Here is a 26,101-nt window from a genome sequence, read left to right as displayed (position 1 = left end):
ATTCGGCACTTATCCGAAGCTAACGGACCCAGTAGCCGTTATCCATCGAATTTGGCATCAAACTTGTGCTTTTTCCGCGAAATAAGGGCTGTGGAGTCCGTTACATTCCTAGCGAGCGCTTTTTTGCCCGAATAACGTCATTTGGGTCCGTTACATTTGCAACGGGTGCGTTTCGCGGTTAGCGGCTTCGAGCTCCGTTAGAAATCAGAAAAGAGGCCTCCGCTTGTGGGCAATAATGACATTGCCGCTTGTGGGATGCCTCTTTCTTTGATATTGGCCTCTTGCCTGTCCGCACTTAGTGCAGCTTCAGGGCGCGCCCCTTCTCATCGAGCACGAATTTCCCTTTGCGCACCGTTTCGTCCTTCAACATGATGAGGACGCGCGCGCTGGGATCCGAGCTGTCGACTTCCGTCTTCCAGCCCTCCGTGTTGAGCAATTCCAGCACTTGCGCAAGATCCATGTCTTTATAGCCGTAAAAGCCGCTCAGGCCAGCCCATTCCTTCAGTTGCACCGTCACCCGGTGATCAAGCTTGCTTACGCCTGCGACACGTTTGTTTTTCGTTCTAACCATATTCACGTTCTCCTCTGCGATTAGCCCCCGTACGGGCCGCTAATAGTTGCTGCTCCTGAGATCATAGCATGTTTGAGGGAAGCCGTCTATTCAGCCTGGCGGCCATGCATTTACCGGAATAGGCTAACGAAAACAACCGCTAGGGCAAACACCGCTCCGGCCGTCATAAAAAAGTATCCGAAATATCGAATTGGTGCAGGCATAGCGCTAAAATCCACCCTTTTGGGACTGCCGCCCGATTCGATTGCTTGCATAGGCAACAAGGTTTCGTTGTTATACGCTGTCTCCAGCCTGCCCTCATAGGCACCTTGCGTTTCATGAATGCGATTGGCCCCACTCATCCTAGCCCCTCCTTGCGATGGCGTTTCCCCAAGCATACTGCCCCCCTCACTGTATAGCATAAGAATTTAGAACTATTTTACAAAAATAGTGTGTAGAAGCAAGAATAGCCCTGCCGCATATTCGTGTGCAAGGCCATTGCTCTATACCGCTGTGTATCCGCCATCGACGAGCAGCGTCGTGCCGGTAAGAAAGATGCGTCCTCGCTGGCGAGGAATAGCACCGCCTTGCCAACCTCCTCTGGCCTGCCCAGCCGTCCCATGGGATGCAAGCTGATCAAATGCTCATTGACCGCTTCGCTTCGCCCTTGGATCAACGGGGTGTCAATATAGCCGGGACAAATCGCATTGGCGCGAATGCCCTTTGTTGCATAGTCCGCTGCAACCGACTGCGTGAGCAGTTTGACGCCGCCTTTGGCCGCTGCATAAGCGGTTACGCTCCCCTTGCCGACATGGCTGTGAATCGAGCCGCAATTGACGATAACGCCGCCCGTCCCTTGCGCCAGCATTTGCTCAATCGCATATTTGCCACATAGAAACACGCCCGTCAGGTTGATGTCGATCGTCCGCTGCCAACTTTCTATCCCGAGCTGGCCTGCAGGGGCGTCCTTGGCGATGCCGGCGTTCGCGAACAGGATATCAAGCTGCCCGTATTTCTCTACTGTCTGGCTAACCATTCGGGCCACCTCTTGCTCCTTCGTCACGTCCGTCTTCACGAACATTGTGTCGAACCCTTCCTTGTTCAACCCGTCCGCTACCTATTGGCCATGATCGGCAAAATCAGCAATGACAACCTTCGCCCCATCCTGTGCAAAAAGCCGTACCGTCGACTCGCCGATCCCGCTGGCGCCACCGGTTACGATGGCAACTTTGGATTGAAACCTCATGCTTAAACACTCCATTTTCTATGCTGATTTTGTACAGATTTTGTCGATTAATAAGCCCTTGTTCATCTTTTGCCAACGGGTGCATATTTATGTGTAAGAGCCTCTTTGCGCCCTGCCTGCCTTCTGTAGGGAACAAAAAAAACGCATTATATGTAGGTTTCCTATTATTTCAAGTAGCCTCTTTGCAAGTCGCTTGAACTATGCTATCATGGGTAAAATTCAAAATGAATCCTGCTTAAAAAGCGCAGATGAGAATGAAAGTGCAAGGGCTCTTATGTCCAGAGAGCGAGGGAAACGCTGCAACCTTCGCCATAACCCCCTGTATGATGTCCTCTCGGAGCTTTCACCCGAACGCCTAGCGAATCGCATATGCGGCCGCACAATCTGGCAAGTAGGCTTGAACGAATTGGCACCCGTTACCGTGCCGTGACAAGGCGATGCTTCCGTGCATGCCTTGCCCCATAAGGCTGGCCGCCGCAAGGCACCAGCGAACCAGGGTGGTACCGCGAAATCTAACCCCTTTCGTCCCTTCGTACTCGGCACATGCTGCCGGTATGGGATGAGAGGGGTTTTGTGCATTGATATGCGAATGCGATGATGAGAATAAAAGTGTGCGGGCTCTTGCGTCCAGAGAGTGAAGGAACTGCTGCGACCTTCGCCGTATTCCCGCCATGATGTCGTCTCGGAGCTTTCTAGCGGAACGCCGATTCGGCGGAGCCAGCAGGTGCCGCGCACCGCTGCCCTCCCCGAGCAGACAATATCGGCCTGTATGCCAGAACGGCCATGCGCCCGTTATCGCGCGGAGACAAGGCAGCTTCCATGCGCCTTGCCTCCTGAGGCTGGACATTGCAAAATGCCAGCAAATCAGGGTGGTACCACGATAAGCTAACCCCTTTCGTCCCTTCGTACTCGGCTCACGCTGCCGGTATGGGATGAAAGGGGTTATTTTGCCATTACACGCGAGGAGGAAGCATCGATGACAACAAGCACGAACGCGAATGCAACGACAAATTTGGGAGGCGAGCAGGTGGTCCCGGCTATGGTGACCGGATCCGAAGCACTGCTGCGCAGCCTATTGCAGGAGGGAGTCGACTGTGTCTTCGGCTACCCTGGCGGCAATGTTTTGTATATCTACGACGCAATGGTCGATAATCCCGACTTCAAGCATATTCTAACTCGCCATGAACAGGGAGCGATCCATGCAGCTGACGGCTATGCCCGCTCCACAGGCAAGGTGGGCGTCTGCATCGCCACTTCCGGACCGGGCGCAACTAACCTCGTAACCGGCATCGCCACAGCGTATATGGACTCGGTGCCGATGGTTGTCATTACAGGCAACGTGTCGACGACCGTTATGGGGACGGACGCTTTTCAGGAAGCTGATATCGTGAGCATCACCATGCCGATTACGAAGCATAGCTATCTCGTTCGCGACGTTCGGGACCTGCCGCGTATCGTGCATGAAGCGTTCCATCTCGCAAGTACAGGGCGCCAAGGCCCCGTGCTCATCGATATCCCAAAAGATATTTCGAACCACACATTGGCATATGAACCGTGTACATCTATTGGGCTGCAAGGGTATCCCCAAACGCCTGCGCCTGACCCGGCACCTATCGGACGGCTGCTGGAAGCAATCGCACAAGCTGAACGGCCGGTCATTCTTGCAGGCGGTGGCGTCGTCTATTCCGGCGCTGCGCAAGAGCTGCTAGCTTTTGCAGAGAAAACCCAAATGCCGGTAGCCGCTACCCTGCTGGGACTCGGCGGTTTCCCGAGCGGCCATCCGCTGTTCATGGGCATGGGCGGCATGCACGGCACTTACACCGCAAACACCGCGATCCAAAATGCCGATTTGCTTATCTCAATCGGAGCACGTTTCGACGACCGGATTACGCTGCGGGTGGAAGGCTTTGCGCCGAAGGCGCGGGTGGTGGCCCATCTCGACATTGATCCCGCCGAGATCGGCAAGAACGTGAAGACCGACATTGGCTGCGTTGGAGACATTCGTGCCTTATTGGAGCTGGCGATTGCGAATGATGCATTGAAGCCTGCCCGCACAGCAGCATGGCTTGCCGAGATTGACACGTACAAGCGGACCCATCCGCTCCGCTATGAAGACTCAGAGACGGAGCTGAAGCCGCAATACGTACTCGAGCTAATGAACGAGACGACCCAAGGCGAAGCCATTGTGACGACCGACGTTGGGCAGCACCAAATGTGGGCCGGGCAATTTTACAAATTCATGCACCCCCGCTCGCTCATTACATCCGGCGGCCTTGGCACGATGGGTTTCGGCTTCCCCTCCGCTATCGGCGCACAGATCGGAAATCCGGATCGGCTCGTTATTTCGATCAACGGGGATGGCGGATTCCAGATGTGCGCGCAGGAGCTTGCGATTTGTGCCATTCACAACATCCCGGTGAAGATCGCCATCTTCAACAATCAAGTGCTCGGGATGGTGAAGCAGCAGCAGGAACTGATGTATGCGCAGCGTTTTGTGCACATTGACTTGCAGGGAAGCCCTGATTTTGTAAAACTAGCGGCCGCGTACGGCGTAAAGGGGCTTAGGGCATCGACGAATGATGAGGCTCGGCTCGCATGGCAGGAGGCCCTTGATACACCGGGTCCCGTGCTCGTCGAGTTCATGATTCCGAAGGAAGAGAACGTATATCCGATGGTGCTTCCAGGCACTAACTTAGACCAGATGATTGAGGGGGATTGCAAATGACAACAAAGCAAATGGCTACGCATACGATTGCCGTGCTTGTACAGGACCAGCCCGGCGTGCTGCAGCGGATATCCGGCCTATTCGGCCGCCGCGGCTTTAACATCGACAGCATTACGGTAGGGGCCAGCGAGGAGCGCGGCTTGTCGCGGATGATTATTAAGACGATTGGCGACGGCGCCATGATTGAGCAAATTCAAAAGCAGCTGTATAAGCTTATCGATGTTATCCAAGTGCGGCTGCTCAGCGCAAGCCCGATGGTTGCCCGTGAGCTCGCCCTGATCAACGTATCGGCGCTGCCAGCACAGCGCCCTGAGATTATGGGCGTTGTCGATACGTTCCGGGCATCGGCCATCGACATCGGACCGTCCAGCCTCATCATTCAGGCGGTCGGCGATAGCGACAAAGTCGATGCCATGATTGAGCTGCTGAAGCCGTATGGCATTCGGGAGCTGTCGCGAACCGGTACGACCGCGATGCTTCGCGAGGGCCAGGAGAAGGTGGCGCAAGTGCAGGTACAGCACGCGAGCCAACTGCAGGAGCAGCCAGATGCGCAAGCGCAGCTAAGGGAAGCGCGGACGGCACACACGCTTGCGGTGCCATGCGCAGAACGGTCACTCGCGTGACCGGCGAATTGCATGGCAACGCGGCTAGCGAAGCTATTTTGCGCGCTGCGTTCAATCGGATCGCGCCGATTCCAGATAGCCAGTGGGAGCCGTTCTGGGCGAGGTCTGCTAAGCAGACGGTCGCGAAGCACAAGCATTGGCTCCGTGCGGGAGAGCCGGCGCAGTACATCGGCTTTTGCACCAGTGGACTGTTCCGGATGTACTACACCACGCCCTCAGGTGAAGAGTACAACAAAAGCTTTTGTGCTGCCGCCGATTTCGTCGCCTCATACAGTTCGCTGCTGTTAGACGCCCCAGCCTTCTTCTCTATCCAGGCTCTTGCCGACAGCCAATTGGCCGTATTCCGCTACAGCGATTTCCGTGCCCTGTACGACAAGCATCCCTGCTGGGAGCGGATTGGACGGACGTTGGTCGAACAGTTATATATCAAAAAAGAAACGCGCGAGCGCGAGCTGCTTATCCTATCTGCGGAAGCCCGCTATCGCCAGTTTCTTGATCAGTTTGGCAGTACCGCGGCCGCTATTCCGCAATATCACATCGCTTCTTACCTCGGCATTACGCCGGTCGCGCTTAGCCGAATCCGCCGGCGCATTAACTTAGGTTAATGCGGCTGCTCCCCTCTCTGTTCTACAGTTAAAGCAAAGAGAGGAGTTAGGTGGAATGAAAATATCTGGCCACACCGTACTCATTACTGGCGGCGCATCCGGCATCGGGCTGGCGCTAACGGAGGCATTCGCAAAAAACGGCAATCGCGTCATCGCCGTCGGCCGGGATGAAGCAAAGCTAAAGCATATAACGAAGCAGGTCCCCAACACGGTAACTATGGTGTGTGATTTGGGAGATGAGCGGCAGTTGGAGGAGCTTGTAACGAGATTGGCCGCCGATTTCCCCGAGTTAAGTGTGCTCATCAACAATGCAGGCATTCAGCATATAGACGATTGGACGGTGGCTTCGCCGGAGAGCCTTGCGCCACGGGTCACCCGTGAAATTACAGTTAATCTGACCACGCCGGCCTTGCTCACCGCCAAGCTGCTGCCGCTGCTATCTCGCCATAGGGAAGCTGCTGTCGTTAATGTCTCCTCCGGCCTCGGGCTCGTGCCGAAGCAATCCGCCCCCATCTACTGTGCGACCAAAGCGGCGATACACAGCTTCAGCATTGCGCTTCGCTATCAGTTGGAGCCCACGAACGTTCGCGTGTTCGAAATCATCCCGCCCGTCGTCGATACCGAGATGACGAGAGGACGCGGAAGCGGCAAAATATCGCCCGAAGCACTCGCTGCCTCTTTCATGAAGAACTGGCGGCGCAACCAGTATGAGGTGCTGATCGGCAAGGTGAAGCTGTTGAAGGTGCTGAACCGTTTGGTTCCAGCTGTGGCAGCGGGCATATTGCGCAGAAGCTAGCCGGCTGCCGTTGCATTTCGTGCAAGTGGTCATCAGCTATTGCAGCCTGCTGCAGCAGGCTGTACAATTGCTTGCCTCACTGTAGAGGCTAGGCAGGGCGGCTGGTTGCCATTGCAGTTTGTGCAATGAAATGGGCTCGTTAAGTGTAAAAGTGGCTTGCCGTTGCATTTCGTGCAATGGCGATTGCCCGCTCAAGGCAAATGGCAGTTGTTTCAGCCCATTTAGGCGATAAGCCGGCATTTTCCATTGTACAGACTGCAATGGCACATCAATTTTCGCCGTCCAAGGGCCGCCCCCATTGCACAAACTGCAACGGGAGCGGCCCTTGCCTACAACAAGAGCATCCATCACAACAAACAAATAGATTGTTAAGAACGGACAAGTATACTACGATGGGGACAAATGGATGCGCATACACAGGAGGAATGCCAGGTGACGAAGAAGGTTGTGTTGGCAGGCGGAACCGGCTTTATCGGACAGTATTTGGAACGCAAATATCAAGAGCTCGGCTACGAGACCCTCATCATATCAAGGCAGCCGCAGCATCTTGCATGGCAGGATACGAACCGAATTAAGGAAGCGCTGGAGAGCGCGGAGCTGCTCATCAACCTCGCAGGCAAATCGGTCAATTGCCGCTATAACGATGCGAATAAAGAAGCGATACTCCGCTCGCGCACCGAGACGACGGCGATTCTCGGACAGGCGCTAGCGGGCTGTACCAATCCGCCGCCGCTATGGCTTAATTCCAGTACGGCGACCATCTACCGGGATGCAACGGATCGCCCAATGACCGAAGCAACTGGCGATATTGGCACGGGCTTCTCGGTCGAAGTAGCCCAGACGTGGGAGCGTGCCTTATTCGCCTTCGAGCTTCCCAGAACGAGACAAATCGCGCTTCGAATCTCGATTGTGCTCGGTGCAGACGGCGGCGCCATGACGCCCTATCGGAACCTCGTCCGCTATGGGCTTGGCGGCCAACAAGGCTCCGGCGACCAGCGCTTCAGTTGGATTCACATCGAAGATTTGTTCCGCATCATGCAGTTCCTTCAACAGCATGAGGAGCTAAGCGGCGTCTTCAACTGTTCCTCTCCCAATCCAGTGACGAACCGCATCTTCATGCGCGAAATGCGCCGGGCGATGAACCGCCGAATTGGCTTGCCAGCTGCCGCATGGATGCTCGCAGTCGGCGCTTTTGCGCTTCGCACGGAAACGGAGCTCATTACGAAAAGCCGCTGGGTAATGCCCGAGCGGCTCTTGCATGAAGGCTTCGTGTTCCAATTTGCCGACTTAGACGCCGCATTGGCTGACTTATTGAAGCATTAAGCCGCCCTAGCCGCCTAAACGGAGCAAATAAAAAAGAGCACCAGCGTCGCTAAACGCCGGTGCTCTTTTCGTTATGCTTCAAAACTTGGTGTGCCTCAAACGCTACGATTCATTCCAAGCTCTAGTTATTGAAACGTAACGTTTACTACTGGATTGCTGGCAGATACCGTGTACGTATGGTTGGCGCCGCCTTCCCATACAACGCTGCTGCCGCTTTTCTTAATCGCTTTAAACTGGATCGCCGCGCCTTCAGGCAGGCTCACCGTGAACGACCATGTCGGGTAGTTCGTGGTGCTGCCAGGGCCGACTGCCTTCGCTGCATCCCAGTTGCCAAGTTCAGCCGTGCTGCCGACGAGGTATACATTTTGCCCTGCAACTGTCGTTGCATTACTCACATTAAACGTAACTGATACCATCTGGCCGTTCGGAATTTCTGGTTTCGAAGCCGTTATAACGCCGTCTTTAATCCACGCGTTCTGCGTTACCGAGTAGCCTGGCTGGGACGCAGCAGGAAGCTGCTGCCCGTTGCTATTAAAGATTACTTTCGCTTTGGACCAGCCGGTCAACGTATAGGAGTACCAACCGTCGCCTTCGCTAGTCATTGCCGTGCCCGGCCATGCAACATTGATTTTCGTCGGGCTTACAGTGTCATCATAAGCATACACATTTGGGGTACCCCATGCGCTTGGCTTGTAGAAATGGACCGTGATGCTATTGGTCGGCTGAAGCTGCTTCGTGAATGTGAACGTCTTCGTCGTGTTCGTTCCTGCAGTTGCATTGGAAGCCGTAATCGCCAACGTGTACACCGTGCCGGAAGCATCGCCTGCACCGATCGTTACCTTTTGCCCCGAAGTAAAGGAAGTTGCAGCCCCGCCATTCAAGGAATAGCTAGCGGATGTAGCATTCGTGTAGCTCATCGCTACTTCAAGGCTATCCGTGCTGAACGTTCCTTCTGCCTTGTCGATCGACACAGTAGGCGTTACAACCGTAACGTCAGGGTTGCTCGGATAGATGACGCTCTCCTTGATCCACTTCTCGCCCGTTACTGCGAAGCCTGGTTGGCTCGCGCCCGGCAACTGGTTGCTGCCAGAGTTAAAGATTACTTTCGCCTGCGTCCAAGCTGGAATCGTATAAACGAACCAGCCGTTGCCTTCATCCTGCATTGCGGCGCCTGGCCACGCTACGCCAATCTTCGTCGGCGTTACGGAATCATCATAGAAGTAAACGTTCGGCGTTCCCCAGCTTGCTGGCTTGTAGAAATGCACTTTGAGCGCAGCATTCGGGTCTGCTTTCGTAAACGTATACGTCTTGGTAACCGCTCCTGCCGTAATTTTCAGTACGAAGGACGAGCCAATTGCCGCGCCTGCACCGATGCTGATCGTGGAGCCCGAGCTAAACGAAGTAGCCGCGCCGTTGTTCACCGAGTACGTAGCTGACGTCGAGCCTGTGTACGACATCGTCACGCTCAGAGCATCCGTATAGAATGCGCCTTCTGCCTTATCGATTGAAATGCCTGTTGGATTAGCTGCTTCATACAGAACAGCGATTTTGCCGCTGCCGATGCTGCCCGTAATCTTGCCATTGGAGACCGTAAACGTGCCGCCGCCTGATGCTTTATTCGTATAAGTGCCGTTTGCTAAGTTCGTATCCGAGTTAATTTGGGCGTCCCCGCCAAGGTTAACGATCGTCATGCCTTTCGTTCCGCGCTCCACCAGCATGATTTGGCTGCCTTGCGTGCGCAAGAATTCGCCTTGGCCAACCATTGCATTGTGGAATTTGTTTACCGCAACTACATCTGCATCTCTCCACAGATCGTTGCCTTGTTGGCCGAGCGAGCTTGCGAACTTGCCGCCGCCTGCTGGCCGGTTGAAGAATAACGGCGCTGATTCCGCACGAGCTGCGATGATCGACCAGCCCATTTTGATCTGCCAATCGTTCAAATATGTCGATACACTGCTGTTATTCGCATACGTATCATGGGATTCGACCCACGTTACGAGCTTAGATGGACTTACATTATTCGCGTCGTAGGCCTTCGCGACGTCAACATTTTTGTTCGTTACCGCGTTTCTGATGCTGCCGCCGTAATGGTCAGCCAACAAACTCATGTAGTTCGAATAATCGAAGAAGCGATCGGCTCCGCCTTGAAGAACTTCACCATAAATGTACTTGCTTTCCTTGTTGGTCAGTGAGCCTAACACGCGAGTCCAGAAGTTTGAAGCAGCGCCATTAGGGTCATCAGGAAGCTCGATATGCTTCGCAGCATCAAATCGGAATCCGTCCGCGCCAAGCGCAATTGCATCATTCAAGAAGGCGATAATCATATTTTGCAGCTCTTGGTTGGACGTGTTTAGGTCCGGAAGATTAATGCCCCACTGGGTCACCTGCCATCTGTTGCCCCAGTCTTGTACGGCTGTAGCTTGATGCCAGAAGTTCGGGTTATTGCGGATTGCAGCATCTACATTGTCAGATGGCTGCATTTGCTGGCTGCCTCCGCCGGCATTCGCTGTGTGGTTCGCAACAACGTCGACGATAATATTGATGCCATATTTGGCCGCTTCTTCACACATGCTCTTAAATTGATCTCGGCTGCCCAGCTGTGCATTGCCGATTTGGAAGTTGGTTGGCTGATAAAGCACCCACCATTTGTCCCCGCCCATACTGCTTTCCTTCGTGCCCTGGATTGGGGACGTTTGAATCGTCTTGTAGCCCGCAGCTGCAATAGCCGGAAGGTTATTCTTAATCGTATCGAACGACCAGTTCCAAGCATGGAGAATAACGCCTTCTTTCGATTGGGCTGGAAGGCCATACTCCTCCCCTGCCGCTTGCACCGTGCTTGGCGCCGATGCTGTATAGCTAATCGCTTGAATCAGCAATGCTGCGAATAAAACGATACTCCAAAACCGTATAGCTCTCGATTTCATACTTAATTTCCATCTCCCTTATCGGTTGTTTAATCCTTGTTCCGAACAATCATTGATTTATCAATCTCATCCACTCAGAAGTAAAAATAATAAGCTGGGTTAACGGCCTCGTGGTATGTAACCGCTTCCAAAATTACTCTGATTATAAGTTGCCCGCTATACGCTCCCCCCTATGAGCTCGCTTCGCTCGACTTTACCAGATTCATCCCATATACGTTTTGTTCGAATTCCGATCCAATTTGCAAACGTTTGCACATTGGCATGTATGCGGTTACAGAAGTATTCTAACATCACAAAATCAACCAGTCAACGAAAAAAAGGAAACCGGTATCCTTACACGCTGAGATGCTCATTTAATCCCATAGTTCAGCGTAATAATATGCCCTGTTATTTGGAAAATTCAGAACGGTTCCGAGCCACGGCTAAACGAACCAAACAAGGGCAACTCCAATTGGAGCTGCCCTTGTTTGAATGTTGTGCTATTGCCATTAGCGGCTTGCCAGCAATCGCCGAACGCCAGCAACCGCTACGGCATGATCCTCTTCGCCCGTCAATCCGGACACCGTTACCGTGCCGACTTTGCCTTGTCCCCGCACGATAATCGGGAATGATCCGCCCTCGCCTTGGTAATCCGACAACGGCAGATTCGCGCTTTCTGCGAACGTCGTTCCTTGCGCTTTATACGATTCGCCAACATACAGCGAGCTATGGCCAAAATGGTTCACGACATTTTTCTTCGTGTTCACCCAATACACATTATCCTTGCTCGTACCCGCCATGTAATGCGTGAACAACGGATGCTCCTCGTTCTCGATATGAACGGCAATGCCTTTGCCCACTTCCTCATTGGCGACCTGAATAATGAATAAACCCAACTGCAGTGCGTCTTGATGGGTGAAAGCATCGAATTGAAGCTCTTCTTCTTGGGTAAGCAGTTCCTGCATGATGTCATTCATTGTCGCCATCTCCTTCAGCTATCGGCTCTGTGGCCCATCCCTTTATTTTAATCGGTAAAATGCAGGGACCGCAAGATGAGGGCGCTCCGCTGATCAGAACTGGGGAAAGGCAAACCGGAACTCGGCGCCGCCTTCCCGCCGGTTGGCAGCCGATAAATTGCCCCCGCTGCGCTCCACAATAGCCCGGGAGATCGCAAGCCCAAGCCCCGTCTCGCCGCCCTTGCCTTTGACAAACCGATGGAATAAGTTCGGAAGCAGCTCCTCTGTGATCCCTTCGCCATCATCCGCAATCGTCATGATGACCTGCCCTTTGGCGAGCATCGCCTCTATCCGAATCTGCCCGCCCGCATGCCGGATCGCATTCGCCACCACATTCAGCAGCGCCTGCAGCAGCTTATCCCGGTCCGCGTACACCATCAGCCCAGCATCGCAAGCAAGGTGAAGGCTCTTGTCATGCTTCACGAGCATCGGGTTAACACGTTCCGCAGTCTCCGTCAGCAGCTCCTTCAAAGAAACAGCCGCAGGCTTATAAATATCTTCTTCGCTATCGAGCTTTGCAAGGAGTGTCATCTCGGTGACGATTTTCTTCAATCTGCCGCTTTCGCGGACGATGATGTCCAACCCCTTGCGCACGCTCTCCCCTTCGAATATGCCGTCCCGTATGCCCTCCGCATAACCGGCGATCGACATGAGCGGGGATTTTAGTTCATGCGAAGCATTTTGGAAAAACTGCTTCTGCACACGATTAAACCGGTTTAGCTCGCCCGCCATCTCATATACCGTCTTCGCGACCGATCCGATCTCGCCGCCCGCCCGCACGAGGCTGACCTGCGCGAATTGGCGCGACTTGATCTTCGTCAATTCCTCGCGCAGCTTCATAAGCGGCTTAATAAGCTTCTTCGTTACAAAATAGCTCAGCAGCAGCATAAGCACGCCGCTCAGCCCAACGATGAGCATCAATTGCTTGAGCAACGCCAGCTCAATTTCTTTGATCTTGCTCACCGGCGACAGCAACGTCAATGTCCCTTGTGGAATCTGGCTCACTTCGACCAAATACCGTTCATCCGTTCCATCCCATAGGTGCTGTATGCTAACCGAATCCGCCCTCGCTGACGCGGTTACAGGCACCGCGGGCAATGTCGCACTAACGGCTTCGAGCGATGCCGGCCATTCGTTCAGCACGTTGCCTTGCGCATCGGTCACGATCGCTTCTACGCCTATGGCCAGCGGAGCCGGCTTCGTTTCGGCAAGTGTTGGCGTAAAAACCGGCATTGGCGCTGTAAGGCCACTATCTTGAATATCGATAGCCTTGGATTGCTCCGTTATATGATAGCCAGGCAGCCCCACTATCGGTCCACCCGGCTGCGCGTTAGCCAACTGGGCGGTAATCGCTGTCCCCATCGTGCGCATATCCGCTTTCTGTGAGCCAATAAAGTGATCAAGCAAGACATAATGGATCAACAGCGCCGCAATGCCAAGCACCAGCAGCAACGCGGCACCAAATGCCAGATTGATTTGATGAACCAGCTTCATCTACTGCACGCTCCCCTCAATTCGCATTCGGTAGCCATGTCCCCATACGGCTTCAATCGGCAGCATATCAGCCTTCTTCCGGATCCGCTTGATTAGATGGTCGACCGCGCGGTCGCTGCCGTAATAGTCGTCCCCCCATACAAGCGTGAGCAGTTCCCCTCGCGTAAAAGCACGGTTCGGATGCTCGGTGAACACTTTCAGCATATCGAATTCCTTATTGGTCATATCGACCTCTTCGCCCTGCCAAAACACGCGCCGCTCCTCGGGGATCAACGCGAGGCCGTTCACCAATATCCGTGCCGCAGAGGAGACAGCTTCGGCTGCCAAAGCACCCGCGCTCTCAGGTACGGCCGCCCGCTGCTGCCGCTGGAGCTGGCGCTTCACACGCGCCACCAGTTCGCGAGGGCTGAATGGCTTCACCATATAATCGTCGCTGCCGAGCTCCAGGCCTAATATTTTGTCCACCTCGGTGTCCCGGGCGGAGATCATAATAATCGGCACTTCCGCTTCATTGCGAATCCGCCTGCACAATTCATAGCCATCTAAGCCCGGCAGCATAATATCGAGCACCCACAGGTCCGGCGGGCTTGCCTTCCACAGCTCCCAAGCTTCCTCCCCGTTGCCGAGCCCAACCGTTCGATATCCTTCTTTATGCAAATAAGCCTCTACCAGCTGGCGAATCGCCTCATCATCGTCGACGACCGCGATGCAATAGGAGCTGTTGTCCATGACCGCCAAACCTCCCTGATTATCCTCCTATAAGTATAGCAACACACTAGGCCCAATAGGGTTCATGCCATCGTTTTTCCACAAATCCACCAACGTTCTGCCACACCCGCCTTGTACAGTTAGTCATGCAAGCCCAATTCACCTAAATAGGAGTGTTGATAGGATGAAGAACAAGCTCACAATTACCCGTTTGGCAATGTCCGCCGTCTTGCTGTCCGCCGTTGCTTTCCCAGCCATTACGAATGCTGACAGCACGAATAAGCCTGCTGCAACCGCGCCTCTTAACGTATTGGCATCCAAAACAGAAACGGCAACTGCGCCCGCTGGTACCGTCGTCGCGGCGCCTGCTTTCGCAGTAACAAGCTTTGCTGACCCTGCGGAACTGGCCAAGAAGTACGCACCGGAAACTGTAGCCGATTGGAAGGACACGCTGGCACAATATAAGAAGCTGGCGGGCGACAAAATCATTCACAGCGGATTCGCTATAGCTGCTCCTGCAGACGGTGTGCCAGCACCAGCTCCTGGCGGGAAGATGATAACGATCCAGGCTGACGGGAAAGGCGCAGTGACGGTTTTCGAAGGCAAAGAAGGCGAGCTCCCTCCACTGGCCGCACCGCCTGCAGGCGCTGCGGCCACTGCACCTGCCAAGCTCGTTCCTGCTAAGCCCGGCCAGCCTTCCGCGGATGGCAAAGTAACCAAAGTCATCATTACGCAAGACGCTGGCAGCACGGATACAATGGCTGCATTGCCTGCACTGCCTACGCTCCCAGCCGGAGAAGCAGGCAAAGGTACGCTGAAGATTACAAGCGCACCGACGTTGACGCTTCAGGAGGGTGTTGCGATCACCCAGATCGAGGGTGGCAACGCGATTGAGATTCAAGCGGTTTCCGAGATTGGCGAGTCCGATTTGGCATTCATCAACGCGCAGATCGCTCTCGCTGAGGCTGTTCAAGCCGACAAGCCGAGCGAGATTAAGCAAGCGCTCAGCGAGCTGCTGAAGCAGTACAAAGTTCAAATCGCCGAGTTAAAAACAGAGACAGAGGCGGCTAAGAAAACGACGAAATAATAGCAAATGTGCAGGATGGGTTCCCTGCACCTCATCGAAAAGCCCTCGCATCCTTCGTGGCATATGCCGCGAGGAGCGAGGGCTTTCTGTTTTATTGCCTAATCCGTGCAGCCGCTTCTTCCAATGCCCCGACCACTCGATCGCACCAACGGTCGAACGCTTCATCTTCGGCCTGATGCTCCGGATGGGCCAGAATATAATCAATCGTCTGCTTAACGCCTTGGTCAAAGCGCGTCGTCGCTACGAATTCCGGCACAAGCCGCTTCAGCTTGCTGTTATCGAACACGACAGAATTCGCCTTGTCCCCGAGGAGCCCGCCCCTGTAATCTTCCGTGCTGCATGCGTCTAAGAATGCCGAGGCAACATGCACCGCATTCAGCTTCACGCCGAGCGCGCCAGCAATCGACTCGTAAATTTGGTTCCACGTTAGCGTCTCGTCGGACGTGATTTGAACCGACTCGCCAATCGCATGCAGGTTGCCCATGAGCCCGATGAACCCTCGGGCAAAATCGCTGTTATGCGTCATCGTCCAGAGCGACGTGCCGTCCCCGTGAATAATAACCGGCTTGTTCTCGAGCATCCGCTTCGCAACCTGCCATGTGCCTTTGCTGCCGTGCACGCCAAGCGGAATCGACCGTTCGTCATAGGTATGGCTCGGACGAACAACCGTAATCGGGAACCCTTGCTCCCTATATTGCTTCACGAGGTACTCTTCACAAGCGATTTTGTTACGGGAATACTCCCAGCATGGATTAGACAGCGGCGTGCCTTCGGTGATGCGGTAATCAGACAATGGCGTTTGGTAAGCAGATGCCGAGCTGATGAACATGAACTGTTTTGTTTTGCCATGGAACAAACGATAATCACGCTCTAGCTGCTCCGGCACAAAAGCAATAAAATCCGCTACAACGTCAAACGAATGGTCCGCAATGAGTTCTGCGACACGCGCTTCATCATTAATATCTGCTTGCAGAATGTGAGCGCCTGCCGGCAAACCCTCGTTCCGCGTACCCCTGTTGAGCAAATATAACTCACAACCCTGCGCCAACAGTTGCTTCGTAATCGCCGTGCTAATCGTGCCTGTGCCTCCAATGAATAAGGCTTTCATATCGCACCTCCATTTATTGATGTTGATGGAATTGCTGCTGGGATTAAGCGCTTGGCTTGCTGCACTTGCAGATGTCCGCTTGCTCGTCCCCCATTACATACAAGTACGTACTTAACGCATGATAACATGTAATCGAATGCTTGAGCGGGAACAACGTTGAGTTAATGGACAAGCCTGGCTCAATATGGCGATAGCCTGCCAGCTCAATCGGCATTTTCGGCACGATATCCGGCTCATTGTATACGCGTGTCTGGTTCATGTTCAGCGCTTGGAACGCTTCGACGAACGCCTTGTCGCCTACGCGCGGGGAGGCGAATGTGACAAGCTCAGTCTGAACGCCTTTGCTTGCAGCCACGAAAGCATGCAGCGTTGCAAGCGAACTTCCCAAGCTATGGCCCGTCACGACGAGCTTCGTGCCTGCGGGCAGCGTATCAATCTGCGCTAGCAGCGATTGCTGCAGCGGCTTGCTTGAATCGGGATCGGCATACTCGACGAGCATGCTGCGGTAAAGATTAGTAAACCCCTGCTCGGTCTTGCCGCTGCCAGGCACCTCATGGAACGTTTCGAGAATAAATTCAAAATCGGACATCCAGTCCATGCCACTCTCCGTGCCGCGAATTGCAACAATCTGCTGCATTGGATCAGTAGCCGACTGCGCAATGAAGCCCGCGAATTCCCGTTCATGAATCAATTCAAGGCGCGGCGTCATGGTCAGGTTTGCCACCCGCTCCCAACCCGCTGGAAAATTGGCCGGCGTTGGCGGATTTATTTTATCGGATGCATACATTTGGTACGCTACTTCTACAAACTGCCCCCATGCAATTGCTGCTGCCATACTAGTTGGTTGATCCATTATTGAGTCCCCCTGTTGTTTGCCAGATATTTGCTGGTTTCTTCTCCCATTGCTTCTACGCGGGCGGGCTGGAAACCTTCTCGGCATGATGGGCATTTGCTAGGATTTGCGAGGGAGAGCTCATGAATGATGGCGTGTGGAGGTGTCACTTATTTTTATTGAGAAACTCTAAAATATTTAGTAAACTGAACATAAAGCATTTACTTGAGGAGGCGTGTTCATCATGACTAACCCAGCCAACACGATGGAGATAGGCATCAGCACGTTTTTGGAAACGACACCGGATCCGGCGACTGGCGCCATCATGAGCCACGCCGAGCGGCTGCGCAATGCCGTGGAGGAAATTGTTCTTGCCGATCAAGCCGGGCTAGATGTATACGGCATCGGCGAGCATCATCGCCCCGACTACGCAGGCAGCTCCCCCGCTACTGTATTAGCAGCTGCGGCGGCTATGACCAAGCATATTCGTCTAACGAGCGCAGTAACTGTCCTTTCATCGGACGACCCCGTCCGCGTGTACCAACAATTCGCGACGCTGGACGGCATCTCGAACGGCCGTGCCGAAATTATGGCGGGTCGCGGTTCATTCATCGAATCGTTCCCGCTGTTCGGCTACAGCCTCGACGATTATAACGAATTGTTCGATGAGAAGCTGGAGCTGCTGCTAGCAATCCGCGATTCAGAAAAGGTGAACTGGCGCGGCGGCCATCGCCCTGCTATTCAAAACCTAGGCGTCTACCCGCGTGCGGTCCAAAGCCCGCTCCCGGTGTGGATCGCTACTGGCGGCAATCCCGAATCCGCCGTTCGCGCGGGCATGCTAGGGCTGCCAGTTGCCTTTGCTATTATCGGCGGCATGCCGGAGAGCTTCGCTCCGCTAGTAGAGCTATATAAGAAAGCCGCGATTCGCGCGGGACATGACCCAAGCAAGCTGCAAATCGCGACGCATTCGCATGGCTTTGTTGGCGACACGACCGAGCAGGCAGCGGAGTCGTTCTATCTGCCAACGCAGGCGCAGATGAACGTCATCGGCCGCGAACGGGGCTGGGGCCAATCGTACAGCCGCGCCACCTACGACCAAGCGCGCAGCCTCCGCGGCGCGCTGTATGTCGGCGATCCTGAGTATGTGGCGGAGAAAATCCTGCTGCTCCGCAAAAACCTGGGCGTAACGCGCTTCTTCCTGCACGTCAACGTCGGCACAATGCCGCATCGCGAGGTCATGCACGCAATCGAGCTGCTCGGCACGAAGGTTGCGCCAATCGTGCGCAAAGAGCTCGCGAAGCTGTAAGCTGCCGTCGTGCGGGGCTGTGCCCAGCGGCGCAAGGCTGTGCAGGATCGCGCCGTGCGGGGCGTGGCTATGCCTGGTTGCACCGTAACCTTGCACTGATGCTTGCTTTGGCGCCGCCCCTTCATTCGGGGAAGGTGCTGGCATGCCCCGGACTCCTCGATTGATGGCGTGCGAGTCCGAGTCGGCTGATGCCATTGTAATTTGTACAATGAGAGCGGCGCATTAAGCTCAAAAGTAATCTCCCATTGCAGTTTGTACAATGGTGTTTGCCGGGGTACGGCAAATGCCCGCTAATTCAGCCTACTTTGGAGGAAATCCACCTTTTGCCATTGTACAGATTGCAATGGCACATCGATTTTTACTGTTGAAGGGCCGTTCCAATTGCACAAACTGCAATGGGAACGGCCCTTGGCATTTGTTGCGCCGGGCAGATGCGGTTTGTTGACCGTTTGTTGTCCGCATGACCATGCTCTTGCCTGTTCTGTCTATCCCTGTTCCACCCCACGCCCGCAGCTGCAACAAAGGCGGCTGGCTCGCAGCCACCCGCCCTCGTTTATTTTTTCACCACCGGTACCCACAGTTCGTTCTTGTTCTGCTCAATCGGCAGATAGTTCTCAATCGTCGGCAAATACGCTAGCTCATAGCCTGATACGGGCACCCATTCGGTATAGAGCCTTTTCCAAATGTCCTGAATGCCATCCGGCGGGCCCGGCGCATCGAATACCGCCCATGTCGCTTGCGGGAGGTCGATTTTGTTCATGCCCTCTGGCAGCTCCGTGCAATCTGAAGCGATGGCCAGCCAGTATTCGAACGACTCGTTTGTGCCAAACTCCCCATTCGCGCATACCCCGAGAATGCCGCCAATTGGATGTTCCTCCCGGCGAATGTCCCACAACGTGCCGAACACGCCCCTGTCCCTTGCATCCGCCCACAAGCCCGGTATGATCCGGAACGCTTCCTCTGTGCTCACCTGCTCGCTCAGCCCAACCACCGAAAACGGTGCAACCTCTTCAATCCGATAATTCATCTCCGCAGCCCCTTTAATCGAGAGTTGAAAGGACATCGGCGGATAGGCTTTGAGCACGGTACCCGCTTTACGAGCAGCTGTTGGTGTCGTTCCATGCATCTGGACGAACGCACGAGTGAATGCCTCTGGCGAATCGTACCCATAACGAAGCGCGAGATCGACTACTTTTACTCCCGCACTATGCTGAAGATCAAATGCCGCAAGTGTCAGCCGCCGCCTTCGAATGTATTCCGCCAAAGACACATCCGTTATAAAAGAAAACATGCGCTGAAAATGATACGACGAACAGCATGCAGCCTTCGCCGCCTCAGCATATGAAATCTCTTCCGTGATATGGCTCTCGATATAGCGAATCGCCCCGTTCATCCGTTCTACCCATTCCATTGTCCATCGACATCCTCTCGCCCCTACTATAGCGCCTTTCGATTGCTAGAGCCGTGCATTTCTTGCACCATTATGCATGGTTTCGTTTCAGGCTGCAATTGCTATTCAGCAGGCAATAGAAGAACGTGCTAACCCTAGCATGCGAGGTGTGCAGCACTTCAAGCTGCTGTTCATGGCGGCTCATGATGCATTTTGGCCAAACCAGATTTGTGCATTCTTTTTTACAGCCACACATTAAGGGTGGTATAATTTTGAAATTAATGCGCTAGCCATTTATCGAGGAGGGATGTTGTGCGGTCCATCACTTGCATATGCATATTAGTCTTGTTGTTAGGGATAACGGGCTGTGCCAAAGAAACGGAGCCTTCCATTTCAGTGGGCGGGGAACCATCCCATACAGAGGGCAATAAAGCCAACACAGTGACGATTACCCCTATTGACCTGTTCAAGGGCGGGGGGAAAAAGTTTCAACCTTTTCTAGGCCCCATGTCGGGAGCATTCAAATTACGCTACGAGGGCACGAAACAACACGCATCTCTTGATATCGAGATATGGAAAAACGGCAAAAAAACAGGATCAGCCGGCTCACTTACCGATTTGTTCTTCAAGGCCAATGATCAATCCCAGCATGAAATCGAATTTATTATATCAGCCGAAACGATTGCCAATATGCATAACACGCATGAACAGTTCACGACCATTAAAATCTCGTCTATCCGTGATGAAGGATCTGCCCTCTATACGTTCACGACGCCTCGGGACGAAAAGCTAACTTCAAGCGGGCTCATTCTCAACACTAGCCCGCAAAGGTTTGCCGATGATGCCCCTGTTTATGTCATGGGCGTGCATGCTACAAGCACGGGGATGATTCCAACGGCAGATTTCTCTCCGGAATCGTTAAGCCAATTAGAATATGCACTTTTATTCACTTTACATTTTAGCTAAATGCCGTGCAGCCTCAGCTGTCCCTAACTAAAAGGCCATCCCTCTCAATAGAAGGATGGCCTTTGCCTTTTCATTATTAAGCCGCGGAATTCGAAGCTGCCTGCGCCTTGCCTTTCTTAAGGCCCGACAATAACAGTAACACGAGGAAGCCGCCCGCAATGCTCCATAGCACTGCCGCATTGCCGCTTGCCGCATCCAAGCCGCCGAAGTACATCACTTCGCGCAAGCCGACTGCGACGAACCGAAGCGGTGTCCACGAATAAATCCAATCATGCGAAGCTGCGGACAGGAACTCCGGCGCCATATTGAGCAGCGGCATGGAGAAGAACATAAGCACAACGAGAATGCCCATTGCCGGGAAGCCAATCCAGCCCAGCAGCGCCGACTGAATGAAGAAGAACGCCGCGCCCGCCAGCCACAGGAACAGCCAGGTTGCCGTTGCTTGCGCAAGCTCCATGCCGTACCAGGAGGAGGCCATCCATACGAGGAAGCCAGAGCCGATCCCTACGAAAACTGTGCCAACGATAGGCTGTGCAATGAGCGCTTGCCATTTTCCCAATCCGGCCTTACGCGCGCTGCCATTGGAGAGGAACAGCACCATTGCTGTAACCAAGCTGCCCATCCACATAATTTGCGTCAGCATGCCTGGCGCATTGCCCGTCGCGTTGTTAGAGCCGACTGCGTGCACCGTCTCTTCCGTTACATTGATCGGGGACAGGAGCGCCTGCGCCGAGGCAACCGGGATTTGCCCTGTCGCTTTCCCCATTTGCTCAAGCATGGACTTCGATAGCTCCGTATTAACCATTTTGATCGCGAGACCCAGACCTTGCTTAACGACGGTAGATGCCTGCGTATTCAAGCCTTCGTTCGCGATCACAAGCGCCGTCGCCGCCTTCGGTGCCGGGCTCATCATCGAAGCGACCCCCGCGCTAAGATCAGCTGGCAGCACCAAAGCGCCGTAGTATTCACGATCATCCAAGCCAGCCCTTGCTTCCTCTTCTGATGCTACGACCGTCCACGTAATCGGCAGATTCTTGTTGCCCGTAAGCTTCTCCTTCAACGTATCGCCGATTGCCAGCTTACCGCCAGCAGGCAAATCAACGGGCTGGTCGAGCACGACAAGCGCCACCGGCACGTCCTTCGGCTTTATTGACACTACAGACCCCATCATCGCCGCGCCAAAAACAACCAGAACAAGCACTAGGATCAGCAGCCCGATCCACACCATTTTTTGTTTCAAGAATGCCATATCGCCATTCACTCCCTCGCCTATATTGAACACCTTGTTGATTAATGATCACATTGTTAATTATAATAATAGAGCGCATAATAACAATAATCACTTCCGCTCGTAGTGTTCATTATTCATCACTCGATTATGCCAGTGTTCATTACCTATCAACTTTTCCTAATGTGAGGTGCCCGATGGCTGAGAAAATGGACCGCAGGCAGCAGCGAACAAAGCAACTGCTATACGATGCCTTAATGAGCCTTATTGAAGAAAAAGGGCTGGAGCATGTGACCGTCACTGATATTTCGAATCGCGCCCAAGTAAATCGCGGAACCTTCTACTTGCACTATCAAGACGTTCCTGACATGATCCAACAGCTCAAAGACGCCATATTCAATCGGATTCGGAGCTATGTCGTTCAAATGGATGCCCAACAGGTGATGCAGCATGCGAACAAGAACGAGCCTCATCCGCTCATTGTCAAGATGTTCGAGGAGTTGGCGAAGCATGCTGATTTTCACCGCATTATGCTCGGGTCCAATGGCGATCTCTCTTATGCTATTCAGCTGCGAACAATGATCCGTACACATATGTATGAGAAATTCAGTTTCTTGCCACGTGAAGGGAACTCCGTTCCGCTCGATTATATGTTGGCCTATGTGTCTTCGGCTAATCTCGGAATGATTATGCACTGGGTTGAGTCAGGGATGGCGTTAACCCCTTATCAGATGGGCTTGATGATGACCAATATTATTAATTTTGGCCCCCTTATTGCGTTCGGGCTACGGGAGTTCCCAGTGCGCGGGCTGCCAGACAATGAACAGGCGGGACAGCCTTAGCCCGTTTGGCTCCAGATGCCTGTATGCAAAAAAGCCAGCCGCCCTGTAAGGGGAAGCTGGTTTTGCTCACCTTTTGCGATCTACCGTTGTTGATTCTCATAATAGGCAAGATCGGCTGCTTCGCGGTTGCGGCCGCCGGTCCAATAGCCCTTAATAATGCTAGGATTTTTGAAAATAGCCCAGTCACCCATCTTATCGAACTTACGTGTTGAGGTAAACAGCGTGGCGGTGCGGATAATGCCGAATGCCTTGCCCTGCTTCTTGCCCCATTGCTTCAACCGTTTGGCAAAGTCTGCATCCTCTGTCATGAGCATTCGCTCGTCGAACCCATGAATCGCCTCGAAGTCCTTCTTATAGCACCAGAACATGCCAACTGCAATGTTGCCATACTTGAGCATGAGCGGGAGCAGAATAATTAAAGCCGAAGCAACAATCCCAAGCGACACACGCTCAAACTTAATGCTTCCTACGCCTCCGCCAATCGTCTTGCCGGCCGACAATAACCGGCCAACCTCGGCCAGCATATTTTCCGCCATCCAGCTATCCGCATCAATCGTAACGATAATATTGCCTCGTGCCGCACGAACGCCCACGTTACGGATCAACGAGAGGTTTTTGCTATCTTCCGTAATCGTGACACAATGGTAAGATTCCGCAATCTGCTTCGTCTGGTCGGTGCAACGGTTCAGGACAACGATTACTTCAATGTTTCCCTTGTATGATTCGGCCGCTGCTGCAATCGAATTTAAGCAGCGCTTAATATACTTCTCCTCATTATGTGCGGGAATAATGACGGACAGATCTACACGGTCCTGCTTGTCAGCTCCTATAAACATATGATGTCCCCCTGCCATTCATAATGTGTGCCCGGCCTGCAATAAGCCATCTTCACCGGTTACGGCCGTATGCCATCGAGCAATAATGTTGTGGCTTTGCGGAATAGCGGCTTCATCGCTTCCTTAGGCAGAAAAGCATAACTGTCGCCAAGCCCTGAATAGAAGCTTAGCACCATGAAAGCTAGCTCCTTCGGGTCCTCTTGCTTCAATTCCCCAGCGTTGACGCCCTCCGTAATAAACGTTTCAAAATGCTGCATGTAGCCTGTAACCAGCCCGATGAATTTCATTCTGGTTTCATCTCCTGCCGCGCTCTTGAGAAACTCTTCGGCTGCCTTCGACAGCGGGCGCTGCATCGTATCGACAAAATAATCAGCGAACGCATACAGCTTCTCAACCATTGTCCGGTGCTGGGCAGCAATAACGAGCCACTGGTCCCAAGAGACTGTGAACGTCTGTTCCGCAATATAAACGAATAACTCTTCCTTGTTCTTAAAATGATGGTAAATCGCGCCTTTGCTGCAACCTACCTCTTCGCATATCGATTGGATCGATGTTGCGCCATACCCTTTTTGAGCGAATAAGCCTTTAGCTGTGTCCACGATTCTCTGCTTGGTTGCGATGTTGTCGGACGCTTCATTTCGATTCATCTTCGGTTTCCTGCCTTTCAATCAACATACCGAACGGTCGGTATGTATAGTTCAAGCTTACTCTTTCTCCCATATGCCGTCAATATGCCCAGTAAACATTTAACAACTCTGTAACAAATGCCATTTTGTTATTTCGCTATTCTGCCGGCCCATCCGGCAGCAGCAGTTCCATCCGCCGGCTCTTATCCTTAAAGCCTAGCCGTTCATGAAACGCAACCGAGGATCAGCCATAATTAGTTAACAGTCGACTTAATCCGACTCGAATACGGCGCTTACTGTAAATATTATGTCGAACTTTGCCGTTATATGGTATCATGGGGACAACAAATTGAACTGGAAAAAGGAGGATATGTTGTGCATTATATCGAGACTCTGCACCGCCGCAACAAATTGCTCGTCAATATTATCTGGGGGATGCTCGTACTCGGCATAGGCGTGGACCTGTTGACTGGGGCTGGCACTGATTCTATCATCGCCCTATTGATCGTCGGTTCACTCACCTGTGGCATAGCAACGGTAATGACTTATAAACGGTGGCTCACGCACTACATCATGTACATTATTTCCACGATCGTGACCTTGCTTACTTTACTTCTCATCCATACCGGTCCTGTTATTACAACCTATTTCCTTGTATACATTAATCTTGCCATTATGACGCTCTACAGCAGCTCCCGGGCCATTGCCTTCTCCGGCACTATGGGCGCAGTGCTTACTGCATACTTCTTCCTGAGCGATATGAAAGAAGACATTTTCGCGGACAATAGCCCTGTAACGATGTTCATGTACTTAGGCATGGTAGCGGTTCCCCTATTCGTGTCCACCAAATTCAGCGAACGGCTGCAACGCGAAGCTACTGAACAGCGGGAGCACGCAGAGGCTGAGCATGCCAAATCGATGAAACTCGTCGATCAAGTATCCCATTCGCTTGCTATGCTCAACGATTTCAGCACCAACTTAAAGTCCAACGTCACATCGACAGGCACGATTTCCAAAGAAGTGACGGTAGCCTTCTCGGAGATCACGTCCAGCATCGAAACACAAACGTCCAGCATCACCGACATTAGCGAAGCCATTCGCCAAATCGAGCAATCCGTTACATCGCTGGCGGACCGCTCCAATGAGATGAGGGAACTCTCGGTAAGCTCCGCAAAACTAACAAAAGCCGGCAGCCAAGAAGCCGAATCACTAGAAACAGAAATGAGGCATGTTAACGAGACGATTGATGCATCCGTACAGCTCATGGATGAGCTTGGTGAGCAAAACAAAGTCATTAGTGACATCGTATCTACGATAAAAACAATCTCCACACAGACCAACCTGCTCGCACTCAACGCTGCAATTGAAGCTTCGCGTGCTGGAGAGCATGGCAAAGGATTCGGCGTCGTTGCGCAGGAAATTCGCAAGCTCGCGGAATCGTCCAAGCAATCCACCGAACAAATCGAACAAATTCTCGATCGCATTCGTTCCAAAACCGTAGAGGCAGCCAATCAAGTTCAGCAGGGCCAGCAGTCCGTCATCAGCGGCAGCGCCGCTGCTGCGAAGGTTGTCGAGGTAATGCGCGCGCTCGCTAGCGATTCCGGCCATCTGGAGGATCAATCCGAGCAGGTCGACCGCTCAGCAGAAGAGCTGCATCAGCAATATACACGCATTACCGACCAGATTGTCACCATTGCCGGCATCACCGAGGAAAACATGGCAGCTACCCAAGACATGTCCGCCAGCATGATCACACAGGATAGCCAAATCCGCGACATTGTTGAAAGCTTCTTGCAGTTGGACAAGCTGGCTTCCGGCCTGAACCAAATGACCGTGCGATAGCGCCAGATACAGCAAAGGCACCCGAGGGGGTGCCTTTGCTCCATTTTGC

Annotated in this window: 22 protein-coding genes and 2 pseudogenes; 10 read left to right on the top strand and 14 right to left on the bottom strand. The window is 53.3% G+C overall.

What is annotated here, in order from left to right; genetic code table 11:
- Positions 1-295: 295 nt before the first annotated feature.
- The 4 genes and pseudogenes from GON22_RS14960 to GON22_RS26440 form a co-directional block, all read right to left on the bottom strand.
- On the bottom strand, positions 296-571 hold the full coding sequence (locus GON22_RS14960) for a hypothetical protein (RefSeq protein ID WP_160396902.1): 276 nt from the start codon (positions 569-571) through the stop codon (positions 296-298).
- A 110-nt stretch (positions 572-681) separates the two neighbouring features.
- Complete coding sequence (locus GON22_RS14955; RefSeq protein WP_160396901.1) at positions 682-912, bottom strand: hypothetical protein; 231 nt, start codon at positions 910-912, stop codon at positions 682-684.
- A gap of 141 nt (positions 913-1,053) precedes the next feature.
- A pseudogene (locus GON22_RS14950) lies at positions 1,054-1,796 on the bottom strand (SDR family NAD(P)-dependent oxidoreductase).
- 692 nt (positions 1,797-2,488) lie between these two features.
- Positions 2,489-2,617, bottom strand: coding sequence for a hypothetical protein (locus tag GON22_RS26440; protein WP_272898800.1), 129 nt, complete (start codon positions 2,615-2,617; stop codon positions 2,489-2,491).
- A 155-nt stretch (positions 2,618-2,772) separates the two neighbouring features.
- Between GON22_RS26440 and ilvB the strand changes: the two genes are divergently transcribed.
- The 5 genes and pseudogenes from ilvB (at position 2,773) to GON22_RS14925 (ending at position 7,868) form a co-directional block, all read left to right on the top strand.
- Positions 2,773-4,521, top strand: a complete 1,749-nt coding sequence (gene ilvB, locus GON22_RS14945; RefSeq protein WP_160396900.1) for a biosynthetic-type acetolactate synthase large subunit — start codon at positions 2,773-2,775, stop codon at positions 4,519-4,521.
- Positions 4,522-4,532: 11 nt separating this feature from the next.
- Positions 4,533-5,003, top strand: a pseudogene (ilvN, locus tag GON22_RS14940) (acetolactate synthase small subunit); the annotation flags it as partial.
- 137 nt (positions 5,004-5,140) lie between these two features.
- Positions 5,141-5,749 carry a cyclic nucleotide-binding domain-containing protein gene (locus GON22_RS14935; protein ID WP_160396899.1) on the top strand — a complete coding sequence of 203 codons (609 nt, stop codon included), beginning with the start codon at positions 5,141-5,143 and terminating at the stop codon, positions 5,747-5,749.
- A 55-nt stretch (positions 5,750-5,804) separates the two neighbouring features.
- The gene (locus GON22_RS14930; protein ID WP_160396898.1) at positions 5,805-6,545 is read left to right on the top strand and encodes an SDR family oxidoreductase; all 741 of its coding nucleotides are present in this window, start codon (positions 5,805-5,807) and stop codon (positions 6,543-6,545) included.
- A gap of 432 nt (positions 6,546-6,977) precedes the next feature.
- The gene (locus GON22_RS14925) at positions 6,978-7,868 is read left to right on the top strand and encodes a TIGR01777 family oxidoreductase (RefSeq protein ID WP_160396897.1); all 891 of its coding nucleotides are present in this window, start codon (positions 6,978-6,980) and stop codon (positions 7,866-7,868) included.
- Between the two features lie 125 nt (positions 7,869-7,993).
- Here the strand turns inward: GON22_RS14925 and GON22_RS14920 are convergent, their stop codons facing one another.
- The 4 genes from GON22_RS14920 to GON22_RS14905 form a co-directional block, all read right to left on the bottom strand.
- Positions 7,994-10,792 carry a starch-binding protein gene (locus GON22_RS14920; RefSeq protein WP_160396896.1) on the bottom strand — a complete coding sequence of 933 codons (2,799 nt, stop codon included), beginning with the start codon at positions 10,790-10,792 and terminating at the stop codon, positions 7,994-7,996.
- A gap of 488 nt (positions 10,793-11,280) precedes the next feature.
- Positions 11,281-11,748: a heme-degrading domain-containing protein gene (locus GON22_RS14915; protein WP_160396895.1), complete on the bottom strand. Its 468-nt coding sequence runs from the start codon at positions 11,746-11,748 to the stop codon at positions 11,281-11,283.
- A 93-nt stretch (positions 11,749-11,841) separates the two neighbouring features.
- Positions 11,842-13,281 carry a sensor histidine kinase gene (locus tag GON22_RS14910; protein WP_160396894.1) on the bottom strand — a complete coding sequence of 480 codons (1,440 nt, stop codon included), beginning with the start codon at positions 13,279-13,281 and terminating at the stop codon, positions 11,842-11,844.
- Complete coding sequence (locus GON22_RS14905; protein WP_160396893.1) at positions 13,282-14,010, bottom strand: response regulator transcription factor; 729 nt, start codon at positions 14,008-14,010, stop codon at positions 13,282-13,284.
- A gap of 163 nt (positions 14,011-14,173) precedes the next feature.
- On the opposite strand from GON22_RS14905, the gene GON22_RS14900 reads away from it, so the two are divergent.
- Positions 14,174-15,076: a hypothetical protein gene (locus GON22_RS14900; protein ID WP_160396892.1), complete on the top strand. Its 903-nt coding sequence runs from the start codon at positions 14,174-14,176 to the stop codon at positions 15,074-15,076.
- 91 nt (positions 15,077-15,167) lie between these two features.
- On the opposite strand, the gene GON22_RS14895 is transcribed toward GON22_RS14900, so the two are convergent.
- Both GON22_RS14895 and GON22_RS14890 read right to left on the bottom strand, forming a co-directional pair.
- Positions 15,168-16,184 carry an SDR family oxidoreductase gene (locus GON22_RS14895; protein WP_160396891.1) on the bottom strand — a complete coding sequence of 339 codons (1,017 nt, stop codon included), beginning with the start codon at positions 16,182-16,184 and terminating at the stop codon, positions 15,168-15,170.
- Positions 16,185-16,227: 43 nt separating this feature from the next.
- The gene (locus GON22_RS14890; protein ID WP_202113250.1) at positions 16,228-17,037 is read right to left on the bottom strand and encodes a lipase family protein; all 810 of its coding nucleotides are present in this window, start codon (positions 17,035-17,037) and stop codon (positions 16,228-16,230) included.
- Positions 17,038-17,260: 223 nt separating this feature from the next.
- On the opposite strand from GON22_RS14890, the gene GON22_RS14885 reads away from it, so the two are divergent.
- Positions 17,261-18,322, top strand: coding sequence for an LLM class flavin-dependent oxidoreductase (locus GON22_RS14885; protein WP_202113249.1), 1,062 nt, complete (start codon positions 17,261-17,263; stop codon positions 18,320-18,322).
- 553 nt (positions 18,323-18,875) lie between these two features.
- On the opposite strand, the gene GON22_RS14880 is transcribed toward GON22_RS14885, so the two are convergent.
- The gene (locus GON22_RS14880) at positions 18,876-19,733 is read right to left on the bottom strand and encodes an AraC family transcriptional regulator (protein ID WP_160396890.1); all 858 of its coding nucleotides are present in this window, start codon (positions 19,731-19,733) and stop codon (positions 18,876-18,878) included.
- A 375-nt stretch (positions 19,734-20,108) separates the two neighbouring features.
- Here GON22_RS14880 and GON22_RS14875 point away from each other — a divergent pair, with 375 nt between their 5' ends.
- A complete protein-coding gene (locus GON22_RS14875; RefSeq protein WP_160396889.1) occupies positions 20,109-20,678 on the top strand; it encodes a hypothetical protein in 570 nt (189 codons plus the stop codon).
- Positions 20,679-20,754: 76 nt separating this feature from the next.
- On the opposite strand, the gene GON22_RS14870 is transcribed toward GON22_RS14875, so the two are convergent.
- A complete protein-coding gene (locus GON22_RS14870) occupies positions 20,755-21,927 on the bottom strand; it encodes a YhgE/Pip domain-containing protein (RefSeq protein ID WP_160396888.1) in 1,173 nt (390 codons plus the stop codon).
- Between the two features lie 176 nt (positions 21,928-22,103).
- Between GON22_RS14870 and GON22_RS14865 the strand changes: the two genes are divergently transcribed.
- On the top strand, positions 22,104-22,748 hold the full coding sequence (locus GON22_RS14865; protein WP_160396887.1) for a TetR/AcrR family transcriptional regulator: 645 nt from the start codon (positions 22,104-22,106) through the stop codon (positions 22,746-22,748).
- A gap of 80 nt (positions 22,749-22,828) precedes the next feature.
- On the opposite strand, the gene GON22_RS14860 is transcribed toward GON22_RS14865, so the two are convergent.
- Together GON22_RS14860 and GON22_RS14855 are read right to left on the bottom strand one after the other, a co-directional pair.
- On the bottom strand, positions 22,829-23,584 hold the full coding sequence (locus tag GON22_RS14860; RefSeq protein WP_160396886.1) for a glycosyltransferase: 756 nt from the start codon (positions 23,582-23,584) through the stop codon (positions 22,829-22,831).
- 59 nt (positions 23,585-23,643) lie between these two features.
- Positions 23,644-24,231 (bottom strand): TetR/AcrR family transcriptional regulator, encoded by a 588-nt coding sequence (locus tag GON22_RS14855; RefSeq protein WP_160396885.1) that lies wholly within the window; start codon positions 24,229-24,231, stop codon positions 23,644-23,646.
- Between the two features lie 354 nt (positions 24,232-24,585).
- Here GON22_RS14855 and GON22_RS14850 point away from each other — a divergent pair, with 354 nt between their 5' ends.
- On the top strand, positions 24,586-26,052 hold the full coding sequence (locus GON22_RS14850) for a methyl-accepting chemotaxis protein (protein ID WP_160396884.1): 1,467 nt from the start codon (positions 24,586-24,588) through the stop codon (positions 26,050-26,052).
- Positions 26,053-26,101: the final 49 nt, after the last annotated feature.

This window comes from Paenibacillus sp. MMS18-CY102 (assembly GCF_009789195.1).
Taxonomy (GTDB): Bacteria; Bacillota; Bacilli; order Paenibacillales; family Paenibacillaceae; genus Paenibacillus_T.
This window is presented reverse-complemented; position numbering and strand designations above follow the sequence as displayed.

Coding starts and splice junctions, on each gene's coding strand:
- ilvB (WP_160396900.1), top strand. CDS start 2,773: ATGACAACAAGCACGAACGCGAATGCAACGACAAATTTGGGAGGCGAG.
- GON22_RS14870 (WP_160396888.1), bottom strand. CDS start 21,927: ATGGCATTCTTGAAACAAAAAATGGTGTGGATCGGGCTGCTGATCCTA.
- GON22_RS14905 (WP_160396893.1), bottom strand. CDS start 14,010: ATGGACAACAGCTCCTATTGCATCGCGGTCGTCGACGATGATGAGGCG.
- GON22_RS14930 (WP_160396898.1), top strand. CDS start 5,805: ATGAAAATATCTGGCCACACCGTACTCATTACTGGCGGCGCATCCGGC.
- GON22_RS14920 (WP_160396896.1), bottom strand. CDS start 10,792: ATGAAATCGAGAGCTATACGGTTTTGGAGTATCGTTTTATTCGCAGCA.
- GON22_RS14955 (WP_160396901.1), bottom strand. CDS start 912: ATGAGTGGGGCCAATCGCATTCATGAAACGCAAGGTGCCTATGAGGGC.
- GON22_RS14960 (WP_160396902.1), bottom strand. CDS start 571: ATGGTTAGAACGAAAAACAAACGTGTCGCAGGCGTAAGCAAGCTTGAT.
- GON22_RS14895 (WP_160396891.1), bottom strand. CDS start 16,184: ATGAAAGCCTTATTCATTGGAGGCACAGGCACGATTAGCACGGCGATT.
- GON22_RS14890 (WP_202113250.1), bottom strand. CDS start 17,037: ATGGATCAACCAACTAGTATGGCAGCAGCAATTGCATGGGGGCAGTTT.
- GON22_RS14885 (WP_202113249.1), top strand. CDS start 17,261: ATGACTAACCCAGCCAACACGATGGAGATAGGCATCAGCACGTTTTTG.
- GON22_RS14860 (WP_160396886.1), bottom strand. CDS start 23,584: ATGTTTATAGGAGCTGACAAGCAGGACCGTGTAGATCTGTCCGTCATT.
- GON22_RS14855 (WP_160396885.1), bottom strand. CDS start 24,231: ATGAATCGAAATGAAGCGTCCGACAACATCGCAACCAAGCAGAGAATC.
- GON22_RS26440 (WP_272898800.1), bottom strand. CDS start 2,617: ATGGAAGCTGCCTTGTCTCCGCGCGATAACGGGCGCATGGCCGTTCTG.
- GON22_RS14900 (WP_160396892.1), top strand. CDS start 14,174: ATGAAGAACAAGCTCACAATTACCCGTTTGGCAATGTCCGCCGTCTTG.
- GON22_RS14880 (WP_160396890.1), bottom strand. CDS start 19,733: ATGGAATGGGTAGAACGGATGAACGGGGCGATTCGCTATATCGAGAGC.
- GON22_RS14865 (WP_160396887.1), top strand. CDS start 22,104: ATGGCTGAGAAAATGGACCGCAGGCAGCAGCGAACAAAGCAACTGCTA.
- GON22_RS14915 (WP_160396895.1), bottom strand. CDS start 11,748: ATGAATGACATCATGCAGGAACTGCTTACCCAAGAAGAAGAGCTTCAA.
- GON22_RS14910 (WP_160396894.1), bottom strand. CDS start 13,281: ATGAAGCTGGTTCATCAAATCAATCTGGCATTTGGTGCCGCGTTGCTG.